We start from the raw sequence: 24,576 nt of genomic DNA on the forward strand, positions 1-24,576 counted from the left end.
ATTGCCGTCATCATTTACCACCAAACTGCAATTAGACCACTCAGCAGCATAAATCCCAATATTGTACTTAACATTAAAGCGCTGAGTGCTTTATCACCCAGTCCATAGTTCTGCCCCAGAATGCCGAACGCAATCGGCATGGGGAGCGCAGCAAGCAATGTGCCGGCATACAGCATTTCCTGACTGACATTGGGCAAAATACTCAATAAGACAAAAATAGTCAGTGGCATCAGTACAATTTTTATTAGCACCAAAGTCATGCTGTGTAAATCTACAGCTTTTAAACTCATTCCAACCAGACTTCCTCCAATGACGAATAAAGCAATCGGAGATGCCGTTTTACCTAACATCTCTAAAGCCTGAACAATCGAAGATGGAAGTTGGATTTTCAAGATCACACACAACATGCCAAACACGATAGACAGAATCACCGGATTTTTAATGACATTGTATAAGGTCTGCTTGAGCAACTGAGATTTCGCCCGATGTTGATGAATACCTGCTTCGGCAATAATCAGGGTCAAAGTCATAATCAGTAGGTTTTCAATAATCAGAGTCAAGGAAAGATAAATTGCGGCATGCTGTCCAATCAACATCATCAGTATGGCTGTACCAATAAACCCGGTATTGGACATGGATGCGCCCATAGACAATACGCCAGATTCGGTCAAACGACATTGAAAATATTGACGGTACAACAAAAATGCAAAGGCAAAAACAAGCAGTGACCCCCCGCCATAAGCGATGAAATAACTGGGATGCCAGATTTCATCAAACCGCTTACTGGCTAAGGCTTGCAATAAAAATGCCGGCAAGGATATTTTAAAAACAAACTGGCTTAAACCTTTGATATGCTCAGCTAAAATAAATTCAAATTTTACGCAGATAAATCCCAACAGAAGCAGCAGGCAAATCGGTAAAATTACACTTAAAACCACAACTGCTCCTTGTTGTTAAATCAACTTACTTCAGCTCAATCACTGCCATTTGAACCGTTCAATTTTGGTTTTGAAAAGGTTTAAACAGTGATTTCAAACCATGCGGCTGACAGCGCAAATATTGCGGTGAAATTTCAATTTGTTCATCCAATGTTGCAGCAGCCTGCCAAGGCCAACGCGGATCATAAAGCATGGCACGTGCAAGACCAATGGCATCTGCTTGTCCTGTTTGCAAAATATGTTCAGCTTGCTGCGCTTCAGTAATCAGTCCTACCGCAATGACTGGAATATGAACCACTTTCTTTATTGCCTCAGCAAAAGGCACCTGATAATTGGCACCAATTTGAATCTGTTGCTTTGCATGCAAGCCACCACTGGATACGTGAATATAAACTGCACCCAACTGCTCTAGAGCTTTGGATAAACCGACCGAAGATTCAATATCCCAACTGTCTTTTCCATCGATCCAGTCGGTCGCTGAAATACGTACTCCGACTGGATAACCTGCAGGTACTGCATTTTTTATCGCCTGCAATACTTCAAGCGTCAAGCGAATACGGTTTTCAAAACTGCCGCCATACTCATCTTCACGTGTATTAGACAGTGGCGACATAAACTGATGCAGCAGATAACCATGTGCGGCATGGACTTCAATCAGATCAAATCCTGCATCCACGGCGCGCACGGCTGCATCAGCAAAGTCCTGAATCACTTTCTGGATTTCATCTTTACTCAGCGCATGCGGTGGGTAATCAGTGGGGTTAAATGGCAAATCACTGGCAGAAACAGTTTGCCAGCCATGGGCTTCTTCCGGTTTGAATTGATCTTTTCCAGTCCAGGGTTTATCGGTAGAGGCTTTACGGCCTGCATGCGCCAATTGAATACCAAAAGGCATAGGAGATAAAGATTTTACTTTAGCCAAAAGCGCTTTCATTTGAGCACGTTGCAAATCATTCCACAGCCCTAAATCTGCATAACTGATCCGCCCTTCAGGCTGAACCGCAGTGGCTTCAATAATGCATAAACCAGCACCCGACAAGGCATAGTTCGCCCATTGCTGTTCGTGCCAATAAGTTACTTCCCCTTGTTCAGTTGCTGAATACTGACACATGGGTGCAATCACGATTTTATTGTTGAGTTTTAATGTTCCAAACTGAATGGTTTCAAATAATAAAGCCACACTTTCTCTCCTTAAAATGCTTTAGTGACACTTAAACCTGCGCTCCAGTTCGCACCATCGGCAGGTTCAAAGAAACGACCATTGCCGTCATTGACAATGACTGAGCCTACATACTCTTTATCAAATAAATTATCGACCCGGGCAAAAGTGCGCACTTTCCAGTCTGCATTTTTCCAGACATAGCCAACGTTTGCACTGGTTACGCTATAGCTGGGTGCAGCATCAGAATTGATGTCATCGACATATAATTTGTCAATATAGCGAATGTCTACGCCTGCGTTAAAGCCAGTTTCAGGCTGCCAGCCCAAAGCTGCAAAAGCCTGATTTTTAGCTACACCCGGAATATAATTGCCTTTCGCTACGACCTTTGCAGGGTCAGTATTTGGGATATCGGCATCAAAAGTTGCATCGATAAAACTATAACTCGCTTGAGCAGTCAGATCGCGCCATAACTTTTTATTCCATGAGAGTTCCACACCTTGTCTTAGCGTTTTATCGGCATTGCGGAAAGTATTCCGTCCATTGTTCGATTCAGCTGAAACAATGTCGTTGTGCGTTTCACTTTGGAAAATAGCAGCAGTAAAATTACCGAAACGATTTTGAGATTTTAAGCCCAGTTCATAGTTGTCACTGGTCGCAGGGTTTAAGTCAAAGTTAATCCCGGAAGTTCCCACTGTTGGATAGGCCATTTCGGTAAAAGTCGGCGTTTCAAAACCTTTGGCATAACTGATATAGGTCGAAAATTCTGGAGTAATGTTCCAGCTCAATGCAGCTGAAGGTAACAGCTTTTTATAGTCTTTTTTACCGCTGTCATCACCATTATTTGTGACAATGTAATGGTCTTTAGATTTGTAATGGACATTGCTATAACGTAAGCCAGTATCTAACGTCCAATTAGGTAAAAAGTTCCATGATGCTTGCAGATAAGGATCTAAATTCCACAGCGTATTAGTCTCATCACGGCGTAAATTCCCCTTGATGCCATATTGTGGCTGATTATTTACCAATACAAAGTTTTCATAACCTTGACGATCTTCATCCATAAAATCAACTGCTAAACCCGCAGTAAATCGAGTATTCGGTAATAGATCTTTACCTATCCAACGTAAATCAGTTCCATAGAAATTACGGCTAAAATCAATGACTCCACCTGCTTGACGTGGGTTTACTTGTGTTGAACTTGGGATAGATTGATATTGCACAACCTCACGTTGACCGTAATAAGCCATACCGTATATTTCATGCTGATCATTAATCGGTTTCGACCAGGTTAAACCCGTCTGGGTCTGATTGATTTCTTTACGTACATCAAACTGTTTTAAGAATGGAACTTGTTGTTTCGGATTTTCTTTCCATTGCGTTCGGGTCAAGCCCTGTGGATCATCTGCATTAATGTCCACATGATTGACAATCCAGTTCACTTTAGAACCATCGTCTAAATCCCAAGTCAGTTTGGCATTGCTTAATACTTTTTTGGCAGCACTGTGGTCTCGGTAACCATCGGTATCAAAATAAGAAGAGCTTACGACATAACTTGGTTCATTAGTCTTGTCTGCCCCCCCTTGCAAGACAATATCCGCACGACCTTTGTTATGACTACCGCCTGAGTAGCCTAACTCAATAGAATCACGGCCTTCACCTTGTTTAGTGGTGGTTAAAATTGTACCCCCCGAAGAGTTACCGTAAAGCGATGAAAATGGTCCACCCAAAACTTCAATATGATCCAAGCTGCTTAAATCAATATTCGAGGTTTGTCCCTGACCATCAGGCATGGTTGCCGGAATACCATCGACATATAAACGTATGCCCCGCACCCCAAAAGTTGAGCGCGCACCAAAACCACGCATCGAAATTTGTAAATCTTGGGCGTAATTTTCACGGTTATTCAGTTGTAAGCCGGGAACCCCTTTTAATGTTTCAGAGAGATTGACCCCAAGATTATTTTGATTGTTATTTTGGTCGATTCGATATACCGAAGCTGGGGTTTGCAACCAGTCAGTATCGGTACGTGTCGCTTCAATTTTTAAGGTAGGCAACAAAACAGGTTCAGTTGAGGAATCTGTTTCAGCATAGAGGTTTTGGCAGATACATACCGTCAGGCAAAGTAAAGTCATATTGATGGGCATCACGTGATATTTACCTTGCATGAGATACTCTCTATATCATATTAAAATACTATTTTAGAGCTTAAACCAAGTACCAAGGCATCGTCTACGTTATTTGTAGCACCTGGGTTAATAACATACTGAATATTCGCACGAAGCATTAACCATTGGGTTCGATAATCGCTGTAGTTCAGTTCAACATTATATTCTGCACTGGCATTAAAGGCAGGATTAGGGATACGGTCATTCATATGTACACGGTTTATTGCCAGACCTAAAATATCATTGGGTTGAGAATTAAGCAGCAAGTTCAGTACCTTTACCGTCACCTAACACATACTGACTATTTAGCTCAAATGCTTCAGCGGCTTGAGTGTGTGTCATGGCAACCATCATCAAAGTGGATAACAGCGCTAGACTAAATTTTTTCATAAAGAACATCACAGCAACATTCAAGAGGCTACAATTCAAATAAATTATATGTATTGTGTGAAAATTACATAATTTATAAACCTTAATCTCATCAATTTTTTATCATATAAAAAATAAAAAGTTATACATAAAATAAATAACAATGCGTTTAATAACAATTAATTTTATTAATATTTTTCAAAAAATTAAGGAAAAACTAAAATTAAAAAAATAGTTATCCATATTAAAAATGGAATTTAAAATTAAGCTAATGGGTATATGTTTAATCAATTTAAAAGACAGATCTCTATAAGATAAATCGCAAATCTAACAGGCAGCAATTCAAAATAAAAACTTGCATTCATTGCTTTGCAACCCGATATTAGCTTTATCTACTCACACTAGAATCCAACATGCCTGAATTACCAGAAGTCGAAACCACCAAAACCAGTTTATTGCCTTTAATTGATCAAAAAGTGAATTCTATTCAAGTCCGTGAATCACGTTTACGTTGGCCTATCCCGAACGATATTCAAAAACTGCAGGGACAAAAATTAGTTAGGCTGACCCGACGTTCTAAATATATTTTGGCGCAGTTTGAGCAAGACAGTATGTTATGGCATTTAGGCATGTCGGGCAGTTTTCGCCTGTGCGATGCCAATACGGAATTGCGCAAGCATGATCATTTAATTATTCAGTTTGAAGGTATAGAACTGCGCTATCACGATCCGCGTCGTTTCGGCTGTATTTTATGGTTAGACCCCGATTCGCAAAGCAAACTGATTGATACTTTAGGCCCTGAACCTTTAAGTGAGGCCTTTAATGCGGATTATTTGGCGGAAAAATTTAAAAAGAAAAATGTCGCTGCCAAAGTGGCGATTATGGACAATCATATAGTGGTCGGTGTAGGAAATATCTATGCCACTGAAAGCCTGTTCAACTTGGGCATTCATCCTGCTCAACCTGCATCAAGCTTAACCCGTCTGCAAATTGAAAAATTGGTTATCGAAGTTAAACGAATTTTAAAACAGGCCATTGATTTGGGCGGCTCTACCCTACGCGACTATACCAATGCCATGGGCGAAAATGGCTATTTTCAGCAAACCCTGTTGGCCTATGGTCGTGCTGGTGAAATGTGCGTGAACTGTGAAACCACTTTAGAAAATTTAAAGCTTGGACAACGTGCCAGTGTATTTTGTCCGCAGTGTCAGCCTTTAAAAAAAGTTAAAATAGCGACCAAGACTCCATTTAAAGGGAATAGAGCATGAAATCTGCCATCGTCCGTCATATTTTAGTCAAAGACAAAGAACAGGCTGAACAGCTGAAGAAGAAAATTAAAGCCGGTGCAGATTTTGCCAAACTTGCCAAACAGCATTCCACTTGTCCATCGGGTAAAAAAGGCGGGGAACTTGGCGAGATTAAAAAAGGGCAATTGGTCGGCCCGATTGATAAAGCTGTGTTTACCCTTCCTGAGCGTGAACTGCATGGCCCAATCAAGAGCCAGTTTGGCTGGCATTTACTCGAAATTAAGTTTCGGATGGATTAAATGTTCCATTTTGAGCTGCGTCAAATAAGAGATCATTTCGATGAGTGGATGTTTCTTAATGCGCGCACGTTGCATAATATTTTGCTTGCTGACCCAAAAATGTCTTAAAGCCTAATGCGGCAGCAGGCAAAATATCAATCTCGAGATCATCTCCCACCATCAGTCATTCTTGTAGGTGGATAGCAAAGTCCTGAAAAATGTTAAAAAATGCGGCACCTTCTGGCTTTGCGACTTGTTTTCTTGACTCATATAATAAGCATCAACCCGATGATCCAAAGCCAGCCTGCAGATTTTTTGATATTGCCGCTGTGCTGGTTGATTAAGTTTATTTCGTGCAAGTTGTTGGGCTTCATCCCCCTCGAATAGAGTACGATCCAAGTCAAAGATAATTAATTTAATAGCTTGATTTGGCTGTTGCATCAACTTTATACATGATTTTTTTCATCAAGTTAACTCATAAAAATCTTAGGCTTCTACTCATTTAATTATAAATATTTTATTTTAAGCCATAAAAAACGGCACTCAAAGTACCGTTTTTCCTATGAGTAAACTTACAGCTGTGGACGTTTTTTTAATTCATCCCGAATTTCGCGTAGTAATTCGATATCGGCTGGAGTTGTTGGTGTTTCCTCTACCGGGCCTTCCTGTTTACGCAAGCGATTCATGAATTTAACCAACAAGAACACGACCCAAGCCAAGATTAAGAAGTTAATCAAAACCGTTAAAAAGTTACCGTAAGTCAATACATTTACACCGGCCTTAGTTAAGGCATCTAAAGATTGTAAATTATCGGGATTCTTTCCTAATACAAAGAATTTTTGCGTGAAATCGACTCCACCGCCCGTAATAACTGTAATTAAAGGCATAATAATGTCTTTAACCAATGAATCAATAATTTTACCAAAAGCACCACCAATAATGACACCAATGGCTAAATCCATCATGTTACCTTTAAGGGCAAATTCTTTGAATTCCTGAACAATACTCATGCTTTTCTCCAGCTTATCTTTGATAGTATTCTTTATTAAGTAAAATATTTTGAGAACTGTATTGCACTGTAGTGCATTTATCACAGCTTATAATTCCCTCTAATTTACTCGGAATTATTTGTGTTGAATATAATGAATTACTAATTATAAATAAAAAAAATGCTACCAATAAATTGATAGCATTTTTTCATAACAGTGCCCTATGTGAGCAAAATTATTTTAAATCTTATTTACCACGGTTACGTTTACGTTCGCCTTCAGTCAACCAACGTTTACGGATACGGATTGATTTAGGTGTTACTTCAACTAATTCATCATCTTGAATGAATTCAAGCGCTTGCTCAAGCGTGTATTCAATTGCAGGAACTAATGTTAACGCTTCATCTGTACCAGATGCACGTACGTTAGTTAACTGTTTCGCTTTAGTCGGGTTCACAGCCATGTCGTCAGAACGTGAGTTAATACCTACGATCATACCTTCATAAACTTCTAACTGCGGACGAGCAAATAGACGACCACGGTCTTGCAGTGTGAACAATGCATAGCCCAAGCATACGCCTTGAACCATAGAAACCAACACACCATTTTGACGCTGCGCAACAGTACCTGGTTTAGCAGGGCCATAATGCGAGAAGCTTGAAGTCATGATCCCTGTACCAGAAGTCATGGTTAGGTATTCCGAACGGAAACCAATCAAGCCACGTGAAGGAACAGTTGCTTCAATACGCATACGGCCTTTGCCGTCTACTTCCATATTGGTCATTTCGCCCTTACGGAAGCCCATTTGTTCCATAACGAAACCTTGATGCTGTTCTTCAACATCAAAAGTTACGTTTTCAAACGGTTCTTGCATTTGACCATCAACTTCTTTCATGATCACTTGCGGACGAGAAACACCCATCTCGAAGCCTTCACGACGCATGTTTTCGATCAATACAGAAAGGTGAAGTTCACCACGACCAGAGACTTTAAAACGGTCTGGACTTTCAGTGTCTTCAACACGAAGTGCTACGTTGTGAATCAATTCACGGTCTAGACGTTCACGAATGTTACGTGAAGTTACAAATTTACCTTCACGACCAGCAAACGGAGAGTTGTTTACTTGGAATGTCATCGAAACTGTAGGTTCATCTACAGACAATGGTGGTAAAGCTTCAACTGCTTTCGGATCACAAATCGTGTCAGAAATATTCAGCGCATCGACACCTGTTACACAAACGATATCGCCTGCATTTGCTTCATCGATGTCAATACGCTCAAGACCATGGTAACCCATGATTTTTAAGATACGGCCGTTACGGGTCTTACCTTCTTTATCAATGACAGTCACTTGAGTGTTTAATTTCACTGAACCGCGTTGAATACGACCAATCCCGATTACACCTACGAAACTGTTGTAGTCTAGAGATGAAATCTGCATTTGGAATGGACCATCAATGTCAACTGCTGGTGGTTCAACGATGTCTATGATCGTTTGGAACAACGGGGTCATGTCTTCAGCAAGTTCTTCTGGAGAAGGACCAGCAACACCACGAAGGCCTGAAGCATAAACGATTGGGAAGTCTAACTGTTCGTCAGTAGCACCCAAATTATCAAACAAGTCAAACACTTGGTCAATTACCCAGTCTGGACGCGCGCTTGGTTTATCAACCTTGTTGATAATTACGATTGGCTTCAAACCACGTGCGAACGCTTTTTGCGTTACGAAACGAGTTTGTGGCATTGGACCTTCTTGTGAGTCTACTAGAAGCAATACACAGTCAACCATAGACATTACGCGTTCAACTTCACCACCGAAGTCAGCATGTCCCGGGGTATCCACGATGTTAATGCGGTATTCAGTGTTCGTACGTGCATCAGTCCATTTAATTGCAGTGTTTTTTGCAAGAATGGTAATACCACGTTCGCTTTCAATAGCGCCTGAATCCATGACACGCTCGATCTCACCCGCGCGATCACCAAGAGCACCTGATTGTTGTAAAAGTTTGTCTACAAGAGTGGTTTTACCATGATCGACGTGCGCAATAATGGCGATGTTACGGAGAGTTTTAATATCTGACATGTAAATTCGATGCATATTTAATTTGAGGGCAAATTATACAGAAAAATACAAACTTTTAGTAGTGACAGTTTATTGACAGTTACAAGTTTTTTTGACAAATCGGGCTTTTTTTCATTTGTAATGTCCTGTAACTCGATTAGAATAACGACAAATTGCTGCTGTACTTGTCTTACATGTCTGATTTAAATAACTCTCCCGAGCAACAAGATCGCCTAGATTTGGTCTATGGATTGAACGATCGTCCTAAACCCTTCATCGCTTTTTTAGCTGCACTGCAACATTTACTTGCAATTATTGTCCCGATTGTCACGCCCGGCTTGCTGATTTGTTTAGCCCTTGGTGTTTCAAAAGAAGACACCAATATGATTCTTTCGATGTCATTGGTGATCTCGGGGATTGCGACCTTTCTGCAATGTAAAAAAGTCGGTCCTTTTGGTGCAGGCTTGCTGATTGTTCAAGGCACCAGCTTTAACTTTATTGGTCCAATTATCGGTATCGGTTCAGCCATGGTCGCTGCCGGCACCCCTGTTGAAGCGGTAATGGCCTCTATTTTTGGTGTGGTGATTGCAGGCTCATTTATTGAAATGGGTGTTTCACGTATCTTGCCTTGGGTAAAAAAACTGATTACGCCATTGGTGACCGGGATTGTTGTCCTGCTGATTGGCTTGACCTTAATTAAAGAAGGTCTAATCAGTATGGGGGGTGGTTATCAAGCCATGGGCGATAAAACCTTTGCCAATGCCGACAACCTGATCATGTCATGTACCGTACTGGCGGTTATTATTATCTTGAACCGTGTCCGTATTATCTGGGTAAAAAGCTCTGCAATTCTAATAGCTTTAATGATTGGTTATGCACTTGCTGGCTTCATGGGACATCTTGATTTTTCAGCCTTAAAAGATGCACCGATTGTACAAATTCCGACCCCGATGCATTTTGGTTTAAGTTTCTCTTGGAGCTTGTTTATTCCCATGGCATTTATTTACCTAGTGACGTCGCTAGAAGCGATTGGCGATATCACCGCGACTTCCAAGATTTCAAACCAAGCGGTAGGTGGTCCGAAATGGATGGAACGTATTAAAGGTGGTGTACTGGTCAACGGGGCTAACTCTTTCTTGGCCGGTATTTTCAATACTTTCCCAAGTTCTGTATTTGCACAAAATAATGGTGTTATTCAACTGACTGGTGTTGCAAGCCGTTATGTCGGCCTCTGGATTGCTGCATTATTGGTGATTCTTGGCTTGTTTCCTGCGGTTTCCAGTGTCATCCAAGCTGTGCCTCAAGCCGTTCTAGGTGGCGCTGTTATGGTGATGTTTGGTGCTGTTGCAGCTTCGGGAATTAACATCCTTTCAGGTGTGCAACTTGACCGCCGTGCGTTATTGATTATTGCAATCTCGCTTGCCCTCGGTTTAGGTGTTGCACAAGTGCCACAAATTCTTGAACACCTCCCTGAATTAGTCCGTAACATCTTCAGTTCTGGTGTTGCGACAGGCGGCATTGCAGCATTGTTATTAAATATTATTCTTCCTGAGTCGAAGAAATAATTTCATTTCAGCATCAACTCTGCCCAGCATTGTCTGGGCAGAGTTTTTCAATGGCGAGATAAAAAATGGATCCAAGAAGTGAAGTTGTCATTCGACAGCATGAATATCTTTCAGGACGTGTATTGCTGGTTAATGCACCAACAGATGATTTACTTTCCAATTTAGAGAAAGACATCACTCCGTGTTTATGGACATGGGATTATAATGAATTTCAATACTTTCAGTCACAACAAGCCAATGTACATTTTGGTGTCGACCTTCCTGAAGGCGATTTTGACCAAGCAATCATTTTTGTGCCCAAGTCGAAAGAATTACTCAACTATATTCTACACAATGTAGTTAGTCGCTTAAGTCTGGGCGCTTCTATCTTTCTGGTCGGCGAAAAGAAAGCCGGTGTCGAACGTGCAGCCAAGCAATTACAACCTTATGGTCAAGCACTAAAACTTGACAGCGCACGCCATTGCCAGATGTGGCAAGTCACCATTGACACTACAGTGACTGCAAAAGCTTTAGCAGATTGGGCGCAGCAATATACGGTCGCGACACCTAACGGTGATTTAACCATTTGTGCCCTTCCAGGTGTGTTTAGTCAAAATCGTCTAGATGTCGGCACAGCCGTATTATTGCCTTTTTTATCAAAAGTGACTTCAGGTAAAATTGCCGACTTTGGTTGTGGTGCAGGCGTGATCAGTGCTTATCTAGCCAAACTGAATCCTAAAAATCGAATTTTTGCGATGGATGTAGATGCTTTTGCATTGGCGTCTACCCGCATGACCTTTGAAAAAAATGATCTTGCACCAGAACAACTTGAAATTACCGCAGTGACAGGTATTGAGGAGGCTCCTCTCTTCTTGCATGCCATCGTCAGCAATCCCCCTTTCCATCAGGGCATCCAAACCGATTACAACGCCAGTGAAAGTTTATGTAAAACTTCACGACGTCATTTAAAATCGGGCGGCGAATTATGGATTGTGGCAAACCGCTTTCTGAATTATCCATTATTAATTGAACAGAATTTTGGTCAATGTACGACTAAAGCAGATCAACAAGGCTTTAAAGTACTGTTCGCCAAAATGCAAAAAAATGTTAAGGAAAAATGATGAGCGAAACAGAACAACCTCACCTACAGCGTAAGCTTGGTGCTCGCCATCTTAATATGATCGCCATTGGTGGTTCTATCGGTACCGGTTTATTTCTGGCTTCTGGTGCAACTATTGCCAATGCCGGTCCTGGTGGTGCATTACTTGCTTACTGTTTGATTGGAATCATGATTTATTTCTTGATGACCAGTCTGGGTGAGCTTGCGACCCACAACCCCACCTCAGGTGCATTTTTCACCTATGGGACTAAATATGTGGAAGGTGGCTTTGGGTTTGCCTTAGGCTGGAACTATTGGTACAACTGGGCCATTACCGTGGCTTTTGAACTGGTTGCAGTACAGTTTATTATGAAGTTCTGGTTTCCAGACATTCCTGGTTTCTACTGGAGTGCCATTTTCCTTGCCATTATTTTTGGTATTAACGCCCTGACTGTTAAAGGCTTTGGTGAAACTGAATTTTTATTCTCTCTCGTCAAAGTGATTGCGATTATTGTCTTTATCATTATTGGTATTGCCATGATTGCAAAAATCATGCTGACACCAAATATGATGACCTTCTCCAACTGGACCAAAGGTGATGCGCCTTTTGTTGGTGGCTTGCAAGCCATGATTGGTGTTGCGATGATTGCCGGGTTCTCGTTTCAGGGAACAGAGATGGTCGGTGTTGCGGCAGGCGAATCTAAAGACCCTAAAAAGACCATTCCTGTTGCCATCAAGCAAATTTTCTGGCGTATTTTATTATTCTATGTGGTATGTATTTTCATTATAGGTACATTAGTTGCCTACGATGATCAGCGTCTTTTACAAGCCGCGGCAAGCGACAACATTACCCTGTCACCTTTTACCCTCTTGTATGAAAAAGCAGGTTTTGCTTTTGCTGCAGGTTTAATGAATGCGGTGATCCTGACTGCAATATTGTCTGCAGGTAATTCAGGTATGTATTCATCTACGCGTATGCTATTTGATATGGCACGTCAGGGCCGCGCACCGAAATGGTTTGCTAAACTCGACCCGCGTGGCGTACCAATGAATGCGCTTTATGCCACCACTGCAATTGCTGCACTCTGCTTTTTAACGACATTTATTGGCCAACAACAAGTGTTTAACTGGCTGCTCAACATGTCAGGCATGTGTGGTTTTATTGTCTGGTTAGGCATTGCCATTTCACATTACCGTTTCCGTAAAGGCTATTTAGCACAAGGCTATAAACTTGAAGATTTAGCGTATACAGCCAAGTTCTTCCCTTTTGCCCCATGGTTTGCCTTTATTCTATGCTCGATCATTATTCTAGGTCAGAACTATGAAGCATTGACCGGTGGAAAAATTGATTGGTTAGGTTTGCTTTCAACCTATATCAGTATTCCATTATTTCTTGTGATCTGGCTTGGTTATAAATGGAAATATAAAACCAAACTGATTCCATATAAAGAAATGGATGTTCAGCCTGTAAACGTAGACCGTGAATAAGTTTCTACTTCAATAAAAAAACAGCCTTCGGGCTGTTTTTTTATTTTTATAATACTGAGTTATCTGCCAAAAATTGTTTTAAAGCAAAACTAACTTCATTCTTATGGGTCGTACACAAACCATGTGATGCTCCTTTAATTTGCTCTTCTACGCCCTGCTTTAAAAGCTTTACTGCCTGTTGACTACAAATTTCTGGAGGTACAATTTCATCTGCCGTTCCATACAGCACCAAAGTCGGCACAGCAATTTGTTTTAAATCTTCACGTAAATCTGTTTCCGAAAAAGCCTCTATACAATCGTAATGTGCTTTGATTGAACCCTGCATCGCGATACGCCAAAAATTTTGCACTACACCTTCAGATTTTTTATTGAGTAATTTGTCATAACCATAAAACTTCTTAGCAAAATCCAGATAAAAATCCGCTCTGTTATCCAATAAATTTGCACGCATTTCATCAAATACTTCTGGATCAACACCTTCAGGATGATCATCACGCTTAATCATTAATGGAGCCACAGCAGCAATCAACGCAAGCTTAGTGACCTTCTGCTGTCCATATTTTGCCGTATAACGGGTGACGACTGCCCCACCGATAGAATGTCCGACTAAAGCAAAATAATCTAAATTCAAATGTTCAATCAGTTGATGTAAATCTTTTGCATATTGATCAATAGTATGCCCAGCCCAAGGTTGACTTGACCGCCCATGTCCACGCCGATCAAATGCAATGACTCGATAGCCATGCTCAGCTAAAAACAACATTTGATCTTCAAAAGCATCACTCGATAAAGGCCATCCATGTGAAAAGACAACCAGAGTACCGCTACCCCAATCTTTATAATAAATTGAGGTGCCATCTTCAGTCGTTAATATCTGGGTCATTTTTATACCCTCTTTTTATTGTATAGGGGTATGTATTAGAACAAGATAAAAATAAAACAATGTATTAAACAAGTTATGCATATGTTGCAGATATAAAAAAGCAGCCCTAAGGCTGCTTTTTTATATTAGATCAATAATAAATTATTGAGCTTGAGTAGGTTCTGCAACAACTGTACGGCTACCAGAAATAGTCGCGAATACACGACGGTTCATAGCACGGCCTTCTTTAGTGTTGTTGTCAGCAATCGGTTGATCCCAAGCAAAACCTTGAGTAGACAAACGAGCTGGATCTACATTGTATTCATTTACAAGTGAAGATTTAACAGAGTTAGCACGAGCTAGAGATAAACGTTCGTTCAATGCACGTGGACCAGTGTTATCTGTATGGCCTTCGATGCGAGCAGTAGCGTTTGGATATTCAACTAACTTCTCAGCAACCTTAGCGATTTCTGGTTTGTACTGATCTTTGATGTTTGATTTGTTCGTATCAAAGAACACACGAAGTTCCATGTTAAGGTCTTCGGTCAACTCTTGTGGAGCTGGTTGAACTGGAGCTACAGGTTCAACAGGCATAACTTCAACAACAGCAGCAGCTGGTTTCAAGTGACCGCCAAGAACTACGTTAAGACCAGCCAAAGCTGTGTAGTTCCAGAATTTATCGTCAAAGTTATAAGTACCACGAGCTTCAGTACGAAGAGATAAAACATCGTTTAAGCGCCAAAAAGCACCTAGACCTGCGTTACCCAAAGTACCTTCTTTGTCTTCAGCAAAACCGTCGATGTCATATTTATAGTGACCAGCACCTAATAAAACATAAGGTTTGATTTTGCTGTCATAGTTTTTAGTGATCAAATCAGAAGTAGCATAGAAGTTACCATTGATTTGAGTTTGTTTGTACTCTGAACCTGCAGGTACACCAAGGCCTTCTACATCACCTTTAACTTGGTTATATTCAGCTTCAAAACCCAACCAAGGAGTTAATTCAACACCTAGTGCAGCGCCAACGAATAAATCGTCCTGTAACTCAGGACCATTAGTTAATTCGCCATCACTACCATTATTGTTGTGTTGAGTGTCTTGGAATGTGTAACCAAGCATTAATGGTGTAATAGTTACGCCAGCGTTAGCTGCAGCCAAAGGTGCAGCAACGAGCATTGCTAATGCAATACGACTCATTTTCATGGAATTATCCTCCAGAGATAACAATTGTTGTTCAAGCTCAAGCCTAAATTTGGGCTACCTGAGATAGGCTTTCCAATACCCCAGTTTTATTTTTAAGCCATTCACTTTGAATCATACAAACACTTTATTTTTTTTCCAAGTGCTTGATAATTTTAATCAAGTAAATTATTGACAAAATTACTTACAATTTCCGTTGTAATTCGGTAATTTTTTACTCAATTTATTCTTATGAATAGCTTATTGTCACTTGCTAAATTATTTTAACAGCTTTCTTAAAAGTTGAGTAATAAATATTAGCTTTAAAAAACCATTAAAAAACAAAATATTAATAATACAAATAACTAAAAAAAGACATTACAAGGTTAATTTAATGATTTCCAAACAAAAAAATGGTTTTACCCTCATTGAGCTTATTATCACGCTCGCTATCGTAGCGATGATTGTTTCCATCGCTTTGCCTTATTTTCACGACATCATGGCAAGACAAGAAATCAAAAACATTAGCAACAAATTAATTTCAAGTATTCAATTAGCAAAATCTCATGCTGCCATACATCATACCAATGTCGTGCTCTGTCCTAGCCAAAATAAAGTGAGTTGCCAAGCAAGTCATTGGAATTCAGGTTTCATTGTTTTTTTAGACAGCAATAAAAATAGACAAGTTGATGCGGATGAAAAGATTATCTCTATAGAATCAGCTGAGCTGAAATATGGAAATTTAGATTGGAGAGGTACGTTAAGGACGCCAAGTGTCACTTTTCAAGCTGAAAATGGGCTTCCCAATGGATCAAATGGCAGTTTTTATTATTGTTCTAATTATCAACAAACCCACTATAAAATTTTATTGAGTAGGATGGGACATACACGTATTGAGAATCCCCTTACTTGCTAAAAACTTATCAGTCTAAAGGTGTAGAACAAACAGACTTTATTCCTGTTCATTTTTCCATATACTGCTTATGTTTGTAAAACAATCCCCTAAAAAGCAAATCTCGGAGAGAAAAAAAATGACAGACATCGTAATTGTAAATGGCGCACGTACAGCTATGGGCGGTTTTCAGGGTAGCTTAGCGGATGTAACCGCACCTGAGCTTGGTGCAGCTTCAATCAAAGAAGCAATTGCGCGTGCAGGATTACAACCAACAGATGTCGAAGAAGTCATTATGGGATGTGTACTCCCTGCCGGTTTAAAGCAAGGCCCTGCGCGTCAAGCAATGCGTCAAGCCGGTCTGCCTGATTCAACGGGTGCAGTCACCATCAATAAACTTTGTGGTTCAGGTATGAAAGCGGTGATGCAGGCTGCCGATATGATCAAAGCAGGTTCTGCTGAAATTGTGGTGGCTGGCGGAATGGAATCAATGAGCAATGCACCTTATGTATTGACCAAAGCACGTGCAGGTTACCGTATGGGGCATGGTGATGTAAAAGATCACATGTTCCTTGATGGTCTGGAAGATGCTGAAACAGGTCGCCTGATGGGTTCATTTGCCCAAGATATGGCAAATAGCCGGGGTTATACGCGCGAGCAAATGGATAACTTTGCAATTCGCTCACTGGAACGTGCTCAAACTGCAGTGAATGAAGGCTACTTCGCTGATGAAATTGTTCCTGTGACCATTTCAACACGTAAAGGTGAGGTGGTTGTAGATAAAGATGAACAACCATTTAATGCCAACATTGCAAAAATCCCAACACTCCGCCCTGCCTTCGCTAAAGACGGCACAATTACGGCCGCCAATGCTAGCTCAATTTCCGATGGTGCTTCGGCACTGGTTTTAACTTCTGCTGAAAATGCTACAAAGAAAGACTTAAAACCTTTGGCGAAAATTGTCGCTTATGCATCGAATTCACAGCACCCTTCTGAATTTACTATTGCACCGGTTGGGGCGATTGAAAAAGTTCTCAAAAAAACTGGTTGGGATGCGCAAAAAGTTGACCTTTGGGAAATCAATGAAGCATTTGCCATGGTGACCATGTGTCCTATAGATGATTTCAAGCTTGATCCCGCTAAAGTTAATATTAATGGTGGTGCTTGTGCTCTTGGTCATCCAGTCGGTTCAACCGGTTCACGTATTATCCTGACTTTGATTCATGCGCTGAAACGTACAGGTGGCAAACGCGGTATTGCGGCACTGTGTATCGGTGGCGGTGAAGCGACTGCCGTGGCAATTGAACTACTGTAATTACTTTGAAGTCTCGCTTTGTTAAAGGTGAGTAGTACTAAATAAGAAAAGATTTATTAGAGACCTTTGCATCCCTTCTCTCTAACTCTCTCCCATAGGGAGAAAGTATAAAAAATCTCTCCACTTGGAGAGATTTTTTATACTTACACTTTTTCATATTTTTATTATCAAAATTTAAACTTAAGCCTGCTAAATTAAATCTGAATAAAACAACAAACAGGCTTTTCCATGCAACTCAATCATTACCTCAATTTTCAAGGTGAAACTGAAGCTGCCTTTAACTTTTATAAATCAGTTTTTGGTGGCGAATTTTCCAATCTTACCCGTTATGGTGAGCTACCTGCTGAAGAAGGTGTTACGCTCTCTGAAGCAGATAAAAATCTTATTTTGCATGTTTCACTACCCATCAATGCGTTTACAGAACTGATGGCATCCGATACCAATGATCAATTCTGTGCGCAAAACAACACCGTTTTTACCAAAGGTAATAATCACTATATTTCGATTAATCTGAATGCCGGTGAACAAGCTGAAGCGCAACGCTTGTTTGAGGCTTTATCTGTTAATGGACACGTTGAAATGCCCTTGGACCAGACTTTTTGGGGTGCACTGTACGGTGCTTTCACTGATCAGTTTGGAATTAAATGGATGATTAACTGTCAACTCGAAGCCATGTGATATCAAATTGCTCTAAATACTACGCATAAAAAAGCCGGAATTACGCCGGCTTTTTTTAATTTTTACAGCAACTTAATTCAGATTAAGCACCTGTTTGATAACGTGCTTGTGCAACTGCAGTCGATGCTTGGTATGGATTTTTAAAATCATTTAAGCCCTCAGCAGCTTCCAAAATATCCTTACCTTCTTTAACCACGAAAGTATCGAAGCCTGAACGTTTTAAATAGTTCAGCACATCTTTAAAGATATCGCCAGTCGCGCGAAGTTCACCTTGATAACCTTGACGGCGCAACAATGCTGCAAATGAATAGCCACGGCCATCATTAAAGCCTGCAAACTCGATAAAGATTGCATCTAACTGGTCAAGCGGGAATTCATTGACTTCAGGAGAAGCATCAACCGTAATATACAAAGCTTTTTTACCTTGTACATTTGCCAATTGATCAAGCTGCTCTACCGTCAGAACCACATCACCTTGCGGCAAAATCCCATCTTCACCCATCAATTGATAAGTGTTGTCTGCAATCGTGCCATCTTTAGAGAGCACTTGTAGCGCAGTATTAAGCATATGCACGCTCCTTAAAGGGTTGAATGCCAACACGACGGTAAGTGTCGATAAACTCTTCACCATCAGCACGCAAATCGAGATAAGTATTCAAGATTTCTTCTACTACATCCGGTACACGATCCGCTGCAAATGACGGTCCTAAGATGTCACCAATTGAAGCATCATGATCGGCATTGCCACCTAAAGTAATTTGGTAGAATTCAGCGCCTTTTTTATCAACACCTAAAATACCGATATTACCGACATGGTGATGACCACAGGCATTCATACAACCGGAAATATTCAAGTCAAGGTGACCGAGGTTATATACGGTATCCAAGTCATCGAAACGGCGAGAGATCGCTTCAGAAATCGGAATCGATTTCGCATTTGCCAATGAACAGAAATCACCGCCCGGGCAGCAGATAATATCGGTAATAAAACCAATATGCGCACGTGCCAAATTGTTTTGTTCAAGGATTTGCCACAATTCAAACAAATCTTTTTGCGGTACATCAACCAATGAAATATTTTGTTCATGTGTGGTACGAAGTTCACCGAAAGTATATTTGTCTGCAAGATCTGCAATCAAATTCATTTCTTCAACGCTCATATCACCCGGTGCAATACCGGCACGTTTCAGTGAAATCGTTACAATACGATAGCCTTTCACTTTATGTGGATTGGTATTGATGTTGAACCATTGTTTGAATTTTGGATGCGCAGCAAACTGTTCAGTGAAATCTTCATCTGCATAAGCTTGATAATCAAATGGAGTGAATTCTTCATCCAGCTTTTTCAGGATTTCAGGCTGAATTTTCAAAGTCTGAATAGTATGGGCAAATTCGGCTTCGACTTTTTCAGCAAATACAGCAGGCGTTAACGCTTTTACTAAAATTTTAATACGTGCTTTATATTTATTGTCACGGCGACCGTGCAAGTTGTATACGCGAAGGACTGCTTCAAGATAAGCAATTAAATCTTCACGCGGCAAGAAGTCACGAATAAAGCTACCAATGACCGGGGTACGACCTAGACCGCCACCGACTTTAATTTTATAGCCGATCTCGCCTGCTTCATTTTTCACGATATACACACCGATATCATGGAATGAAACCGCTGCACGGTCTGTTTCAGCCAGCGCAGACACCGCAATTTTAAATTTACGCGGCAAGAAAGCAAATTCCGGGTGGAAGGTTGACCATTGACGAATCAATTCACAGGTTGGACGCGGATCAGCAATTTCACCGGCAACCACCCCTGCATACTGGTCAGTTGTGGTATTACGAATACAGTTACCCGATGTTTGAATGGCGTGCATTTGAACTGTTGCCAGTTCTGCCAACATATCAGGGACATTTTCTAGTGCAGGCCAGTTAAACTGAATGTTTTGACGTGTTGATACATGTGCATAACCACGGTCATAGTCTTTAGCCAAATCCGCAATTTTACGGAGCTGGTTCGAATTCATCAGACCATAAGGCACAGCAATACGTAACATTGGCGCATAACGCTGCACGTATAAACCATTTTGGAGACGTAGCGGACGGTATTCATCTTCCGTCAATTTACCCGCTAAATAACGTTCCGTTTGGTCACGGAACTGTGCAACACGTTCATTGATCAGTTTCTGATCGAAATCAGTATATAAATACATGGCGTACAGCTAGTAGGTTCATTATAACGGTTGACAGCATAACGAGATTTAACCTATCAACAAAATGCGTTTTTTACATATTTAATAGCGGTTTTATTGATAAGCATGTCTCGATTTCACTGATATAGCCACTTACAGCCGAATCCTGTTACTTTTAATCGAATTTGATGTTGTTTTCACTTGTTTATCACTATTTCTCATATAGAAAAATAAATTTGCAAACTTCCCCTGTAAATACTCCTATTTTTTATATGAGAAATTTAGTTTTTTTTAAAAATGATTAAATTAATCCAATAAAAAAGCCTGAAGAATCAGGCTTTTTTATTTTTTAAAGCTTATTTCTTTTGATCAGGTAAAGTAATTACCATTTTCCCTCCCCGAGCCGCTGTCCAGCGAAGTTATAGACATTTTCTGATCGGGAAAACTTGATGGGACAACTTAACTGCTGCTCAGTCTGTTCTGAGTTTGTATCCAAAGGGATCTCGACTGTCCATTGTCGTTGCTTGGCAAGCTCCGAATCAAGCGCCTCATGCAAATGCATTACAGGTTCAACACAAACGTCTTGCGCTGCAAAAATTTCCTGCCACTCAACAAAAGCTTTAGATTTTATTTTGTCTTGAATGGCTTGCTTAACCATTTGTCGATCTGACTCATCAAAAGAAGCACCTTTTTCTAGAAGGATTGGAAGTTCTAAAATGCTGGCCAAGCCGGACATAAATTGCGGTTCTAAACTCCCCACAGACAAGTAACGGCCATCTTGGGTCTGATAATAATCATAAAAAGTTCCACCATTTAAATGCCCTTGTTCAGCATATTGGCTAGTTTTTCCGGCAAGGGATGCTGACGCTGCCATATTATTTAAGGCCACCACACAATCGGTCATGGAAATATCAATATATTGACCCTGTCCGCTACGTTGCCGTTCAATTACCGCAGACAGAATTCCAATCACTGCGTGTAAAGAGCCTCCTGCAACATCTGCAATTTGAATACCCATGGGCGGTGGGCCACTGTCTTGTCGACCGCTATGTCCTGCAATTCCGGAAAGGGCGAGATAATTGATGTCATGACCGGCTTTATCTTTATAGAGTCCGGTTTGCCCATAACCGGTAATGGAACAATAAATCAGTCGCGGATTAATCTTGGCAAGACTTTGGTAATCCAAGCCCAGCCGTTGCATGACTCCAGGTCTAAACTGTTCAACCACAATGTCAAATTCAGAAATTTTCTGTTTAATGGAAGCAATATTTTCAGGATCTTTCAAGTCCAGCGCTATAGATTGTTTATTTCGATTCAAATAACTATGTGCAGTCGCTTGTCCATTGGCATAAGGTGGCAACAAACGGATTAAATCCGGACGTGTCGGCGATTCCACATGGATGACTTCTGCACCCATGTCAGCTAAATATAAGGTAGCGAATGGTCCCGGCAAAAGCGTAGAAAAATCGAGAACTTTTAGTCCTTTTAAAGCAGCTTCCATGTTCTTTTTACTCATTTTATGTTGATTTTTTCCCCATATTAGAAATATAAATGCAACAAAACAATGTCATGTTCAGCCATTTACCTTGATTATTTCGGCAATTTAATATGTAGATAAGGTAAAATATATATTGTAAATTGCCACCCCAACATTTTTTAGTGTCATTTAGGTCAACCACAAGTGAATATAAAATTAGGTCAACTACCAGTGAATATAAAAGATAAAGAAACTGAAGACTTCAATATAAGTCGCGATACGATTAGTATCCACTTCGTGAATGCGGCTTTAACAGGCGTAAAACGTCTAGGTATGGACGTCGAAACTTTATTGTCACATGTAGGCATTGAACCCGACTTATTACGTCAACCTAAAGCACGTATTTCTCCTGAGCAATACACCCGATTTATTAAAATGTTGTGGATGGTAACTCAAGACGAACATATGGGTTTTGACTTACAGCCACGTCGCTTGGGAACTTTTGCCATTATGTGTCAGTTGATTATTCACGCGAAAACGCTAGGAGACGCTTTAGATCTTTCTGCACAATTCTATAAACTGTTTGGTGATGAATGGTCAGTGACTATAGAACGTGATAAACACGAAGCACGTCTAGTCCCTCATGTTCCCCACAGCATGGATCCCGACCATTTCATTACTGAAAGTATGCTGATGATTTGGCATGGTCTGGCATCCTGGTTAATTGAACGCCGTATTCCATTGGAACGCGTGCATTTTGGCTATCCACGCCCTACTCAGGCCGATGAATATGATGCATTGTTTTTTGCACCGGTGATGCAGTTTGATGCTCCACGCACCGAAATTACGTTTGCAGCAGATTATCTGGATTTACCGCTTCGTCAAACTGAAGAAAATCTGGAAGAATTCTTAAAAGCTGCACCGGCTCAATTGCTGGTCAAATTCAAGAACACCAACTCTTTAACTTCGCGTATTCGTGAAGTCCTCAAGAGCCAGATTGGTGAAGAAATGCCAACCTTGAATGATGTGGCATCTATGTTGTACTTGTCTCCACAGACTTTACGTCGTCGCTTGGCTGCTGAAGGCAAAAGCTATCAAGGAGTTAAAGATGCATTACGCCGTGATGCGGCCATTCACCTTTTACTCAACCCGGGCCTAACCTTGGAAGATGTAGCACAACAAGTCGGTTTCAGTGAAACCAGCACTTTCCACCGTGCATTCAAGAAATGGACCGGAGTCACCCCAGGACTGTATCGCCAATTACACGGCTATCATTAATCATTTAACTGCATAGCAGTTTCTCCGCCCAGACTCGATGTCTGGGCTTTTTTTATTGGCAAAAAAACTCATTTGATCTGATCCGTTCTCGTCATTGCACTTCAAAAATTAATCATTAAACTCAAAAAGTATAACAATTTAAAAGTCATAACAAAGGAATAGCTATGAGCGAGGCCTACATCATTGATGCCATTCGCACACCACGCGGAAAAGGAAAAAAAGACGGTTCGCTGTATCAGGTGAAACCGATCACATTACTCACCACCTTACTCAATGAACTGAAAGACCGTCACCAGCTCGATACCTCTAAAGTGGATGACATTGTGCTGGGCTGCGTCACCCCAATTGGTGACCAAGGCGCTGACATTGCCAAGACCGCTGCTATTGCTGCAGGTTGGGACAATGATGTCGCAGGTGTCCAAATCAACCGTTTCTGTGCATCAGGACTAGAAGCGGTAAATATGGCAGCCATGAAAGTCCGTTCCGGTTGGGAGGATATTGTCGTGGCGGGTGGTATGGAGTCGATGTCACGTGTACCGATGGGTTCAGATGGTGGCCCTTGGGCACTCGATCCTGAAACCAATATGGGCTGCGACTTTGTTCCGCAAGGCATTGGCGCTGACCTGATTGCTACCATTGACGGTTATACTCGTTTAGATGTCGACACATTCGCAGCTGAATCACAACGCAAGGCTACCGCTGCTCAAGCCGCCGGCTATTTTAATCAATCGATTGTGCCGGTTAAAGACAAAGCTGGGGTAACCATTTTAGCCCAAGATGAATTTATTAAACCGACCACGACTGCAGAAAGTTTGACCAAACTCAATCCAAGTTTTGCCATGATGGGACAAATGGGCTTCGATGCGATCGCCCTGCAAAAATATCCGGAAGTCGGACAGATCAATCATGTACACCATGCAGGAAATTCATCTGGCATTGTCGATGGTGCAGCGCTTGTTTTAATTGCTTCAGAAAAAGCGGTGAAAGAACAAGGGTTAAAACCGCGTGCCAAAGTTTTGGCTACTGCACTGGTCGGGTCTGATCCAACCATCATGCTAACCGGTCCTGCCCCTGCAGCACGTAAGGCATTGGAAAAAGCAGGCTTAACAATAGATGACATTGACCTGTTTGAAGTCAATGAAGCCTTTGCAGCGGTGGTGATGCGCTTTATTACTGAACTTAAAGTAGATCCGGCTAAAGTCAACGTTAACGGCGGGGCAATTGCCATGGGTCATCCACTCGGTGCAACCGGAGCAATGATTTTGGGTACGCTGCTGGATGAACTGGAACGTCAAGGTAAAAAACGCGGTTTGGCCACTTTATGTGTCGGTGGCGGTATGGGCATCGCAACCATTATTGAATTGGTATAAG

22 protein-coding genes and 1 pseudogene are annotated in these 24,576 nt (G+C 41.1%); 10 read left to right on the top strand and 13 right to left on the bottom strand.

The annotated features are described in order from the left end of the window. Positions 1–14 precede the first annotated feature (14 nt). The 5 genes and pseudogenes from E0H80_RS02715 to E0H80_RS16965 all read right to left on the bottom strand — a co-directional run bounded on the left by E0H80_RS02715 (position 15) and on the right by E0H80_RS16965 (position 4,655). Positions 15–938, bottom strand: a complete 924-nt coding sequence (locus E0H80_RS02715) for an AEC family transporter (protein ID WP_131362878.1) — start codon at positions 936–938, stop codon at positions 15–17. 58 nt (positions 939–996) lie between these two features. Continuing rightward, positions 997–2,118, bottom strand: coding sequence for an NADH:flavin oxidoreductase/NADH oxidase (locus tag E0H80_RS02720; RefSeq protein ID WP_131362880.1), 1,122 nt, complete (start codon positions 2,116–2,118; stop codon positions 997–999). An 11-nt stretch (positions 2,119–2,129) separates the two neighbouring features. After that, positions 2,130–4,265, bottom strand: a complete 2,136-nt coding sequence (locus E0H80_RS02725; protein WP_131362883.1) for a TonB-dependent receptor — start codon at positions 4,263–4,265, stop codon at positions 2,130–2,132. A 20-nt stretch (positions 4,266–4,285) separates the two neighbouring features. Next, positions 4,286–4,528: pseudogene (locus E0H80_RS02730) on the bottom strand (carbohydrate porin); the annotation flags it as partial. Then, positions 4,521–4,655, bottom strand: coding sequence for a hypothetical protein (locus tag E0H80_RS16965; protein WP_265937216.1), 135 nt, complete (start codon positions 4,653–4,655; stop codon positions 4,521–4,523). The gene E0H80_RS16965 and the pseudogene E0H80_RS02730, both read right to left, overlap by 8 nt. A 392-nt stretch (positions 4,656–5,047) precedes the next feature. Between E0H80_RS16965 and mutM the strand changes: the two genes are divergently transcribed. Beyond that, positions 5,048–5,902 carry a bifunctional DNA-formamidopyrimidine glycosylase/DNA-(apurinic or apyrimidinic site) lyase gene (gene mutM, locus E0H80_RS02735; protein WP_131362887.1) on the top strand — a complete coding sequence of 285 codons (855 nt, stop codon included), beginning with the start codon at positions 5,048–5,050 and terminating at the stop codon, positions 5,900–5,902. Continuing rightward, positions 5,899–6,180, top strand: a complete 282-nt coding sequence (locus E0H80_RS02740) for a peptidylprolyl isomerase (protein ID WP_131362890.1) — start codon at positions 5,899–5,901, stop codon at positions 6,178–6,180. The genes mutM and E0H80_RS02740 overlap by 4 nt, the downstream gene beginning before the upstream one ends. A 159-nt stretch (positions 6,181–6,339) precedes the next feature. Here E0H80_RS02740 and E0H80_RS02745 read toward each other — a convergent pair whose 3' ends face one another. The 3 genes from E0H80_RS02745 to typA form a co-directional block, all read right to left on the bottom strand. Further along, on the bottom strand, positions 6,340–6,600 hold the full coding sequence (locus E0H80_RS02745; protein ID WP_131362892.1) for a hypothetical protein: 261 nt from the start codon (positions 6,598–6,600) through the stop codon (positions 6,340–6,342). Between the two features lie 131 nt (positions 6,601–6,731). Continuing rightward, positions 6,732–7,169, bottom strand: a complete 438-nt coding sequence (mscL, locus tag E0H80_RS02750; protein ID WP_131362894.1) for a large conductance mechanosensitive channel protein MscL — start codon at positions 7,167–7,169, stop codon at positions 6,732–6,734. 226 nt (positions 7,170–7,395) lie between these two features. Then, positions 7,396–9,231 carry a translational GTPase TypA gene (gene typA, locus E0H80_RS02755; protein WP_131362896.1) on the bottom strand — a complete coding sequence of 612 codons (1,836 nt, stop codon included), beginning with the start codon at positions 9,229–9,231 and terminating at the stop codon, positions 7,396–7,398. Positions 9,232–9,404: 173 nt separating this feature from the next. Between typA and E0H80_RS02760 the strand changes: the two genes are divergently transcribed. The 3 genes from E0H80_RS02760 to E0H80_RS02770 all read left to right on the top strand — a co-directional run bounded on the left by E0H80_RS02760 (position 9,405) and on the right by E0H80_RS02770 (position 13,341). Beyond that, positions 9,405–10,775: a uracil-xanthine permease family protein gene (locus tag E0H80_RS02760; protein WP_131362898.1), complete on the top strand. Its 1,371-nt coding sequence runs from the start codon at positions 9,405–9,407 to the stop codon at positions 10,773–10,775. A 65-nt stretch (positions 10,776–10,840) separates the two neighbouring features. Next, positions 10,841–11,875 (top strand): class I SAM-dependent methyltransferase, encoded by a 1,035-nt coding sequence (locus E0H80_RS02765; protein ID WP_131362900.1) that lies wholly within the window; start codon positions 10,841–10,843, stop codon positions 11,873–11,875. Further along, positions 11,875–13,341 carry an amino acid permease gene (locus E0H80_RS02770; RefSeq protein WP_131362902.1) on the top strand — a complete coding sequence of 489 codons (1,467 nt, stop codon included), beginning with the start codon at positions 11,875–11,877 and terminating at the stop codon, positions 13,339–13,341. The genes E0H80_RS02765 and E0H80_RS02770 overlap by 1 nt, the downstream gene beginning before the upstream one ends. Before the next feature lie 46 nt (positions 13,342–13,387). On the opposite strand, the gene E0H80_RS02775 is transcribed toward E0H80_RS02770, so the two are convergent. After that, the gene (locus tag E0H80_RS02775; RefSeq protein ID WP_131362904.1) at positions 13,388–14,224 is read right to left on the bottom strand and encodes an alpha/beta fold hydrolase; all 837 of its coding nucleotides are present in this window, start codon (positions 14,222–14,224) and stop codon (positions 13,388–13,390) included. A gap of 141 nt (positions 14,225–14,365) precedes the next feature. Further along, a complete protein-coding gene (gene omp38 / locus E0H80_RS02780) occupies positions 14,366–15,406 on the bottom strand; it encodes an outer membrane protein Omp38 (protein ID WP_131362906.1) in 1,041 nt (346 codons plus the stop codon). Positions 15,407–15,776: 370 nt separating this feature from the next. On the opposite strand from omp38, the gene E0H80_RS02785 reads away from it, so the two are divergent. From E0H80_RS02785 to E0H80_RS02795, 3 genes are all read left to right on the top strand, one after another. Continuing rightward, a complete protein-coding gene (locus tag E0H80_RS02785; RefSeq protein WP_131362908.1) occupies positions 15,777–16,298 on the top strand; it encodes a GspH/FimT family pseudopilin in 522 nt (173 codons plus the stop codon). 115 nt (positions 16,299–16,413) lie between these two features. Then, on the top strand, positions 16,414–17,589 hold the full coding sequence (locus E0H80_RS02790) for a thiolase family protein (RefSeq protein WP_131362910.1): 1,176 nt from the start codon (positions 16,414–16,416) through the stop codon (positions 17,587–17,589). Between the two features lie 228 nt (positions 17,590–17,817). Beyond that, complete coding sequence (locus tag E0H80_RS02795; protein WP_131362912.1) at positions 17,818–18,267, top strand: VOC family protein; 450 nt, start codon at positions 17,818–17,820, stop codon at positions 18,265–18,267. An 82-nt stretch (positions 18,268–18,349) separates the two neighbouring features. On the opposite strand, the gene E0H80_RS02800 is transcribed toward E0H80_RS02795, so the two are convergent. The 3 genes from E0H80_RS02800 to E0H80_RS02810 form a co-directional block, all read right to left on the bottom strand. Then, complete coding sequence (locus E0H80_RS02800; RefSeq protein ID WP_131362914.1) at positions 18,350–18,835, bottom strand: DUF934 domain-containing protein; 486 nt, start codon at positions 18,833–18,835, stop codon at positions 18,350–18,352. Then, positions 18,828–20,471: a nitrite/sulfite reductase gene (locus E0H80_RS02805; RefSeq protein WP_131362916.1), complete on the bottom strand. Its 1,644-nt coding sequence runs from the start codon at positions 20,469–20,471 to the stop codon at positions 18,828–18,830. Before E0H80_RS02805 ends, E0H80_RS02800 begins: the two co-directional genes overlap by 8 nt. Before the next feature lie 361 nt (positions 20,472–20,832). Beyond that, positions 20,833–21,951 carry a CaiB/BaiF CoA transferase family protein gene (locus tag E0H80_RS02810; RefSeq protein WP_131363011.1) on the bottom strand — a complete coding sequence of 373 codons (1,119 nt, stop codon included), beginning with the start codon at positions 21,949–21,951 and terminating at the stop codon, positions 20,833–20,835. A gap of 243 nt (positions 21,952–22,194) precedes the next feature. Between E0H80_RS02810 and E0H80_RS02815 the strand changes: the two genes are divergently transcribed. Beyond that, the gene (locus E0H80_RS02815; RefSeq protein WP_131363009.1) at positions 22,195–23,205 is read left to right on the top strand and encodes an AraC family transcriptional regulator; all 1,011 of its coding nucleotides are present in this window, start codon (positions 22,195–22,197) and stop codon (positions 23,203–23,205) included. Positions 23,206–23,369: 164 nt separating this feature from the next. Beyond that, positions 23,370–24,575 carry an acetyl-CoA C-acetyltransferase gene (locus tag E0H80_RS02820; protein WP_131362918.1) on the top strand — a complete coding sequence of 402 codons (1,206 nt, stop codon included), beginning with the start codon at positions 23,370–23,372 and terminating at the stop codon, positions 24,573–24,575. Position 24,576: the final 1 nt, after the last annotated feature.

Origin of the sequence: Acinetobacter sp. ANC 4779 (assembly GCF_004331055.1) — a bacterium.
Classification (GTDB): domain Bacteria; phylum Pseudomonadota; class Gammaproteobacteria; order Pseudomonadales; family Moraxellaceae; genus Acinetobacter.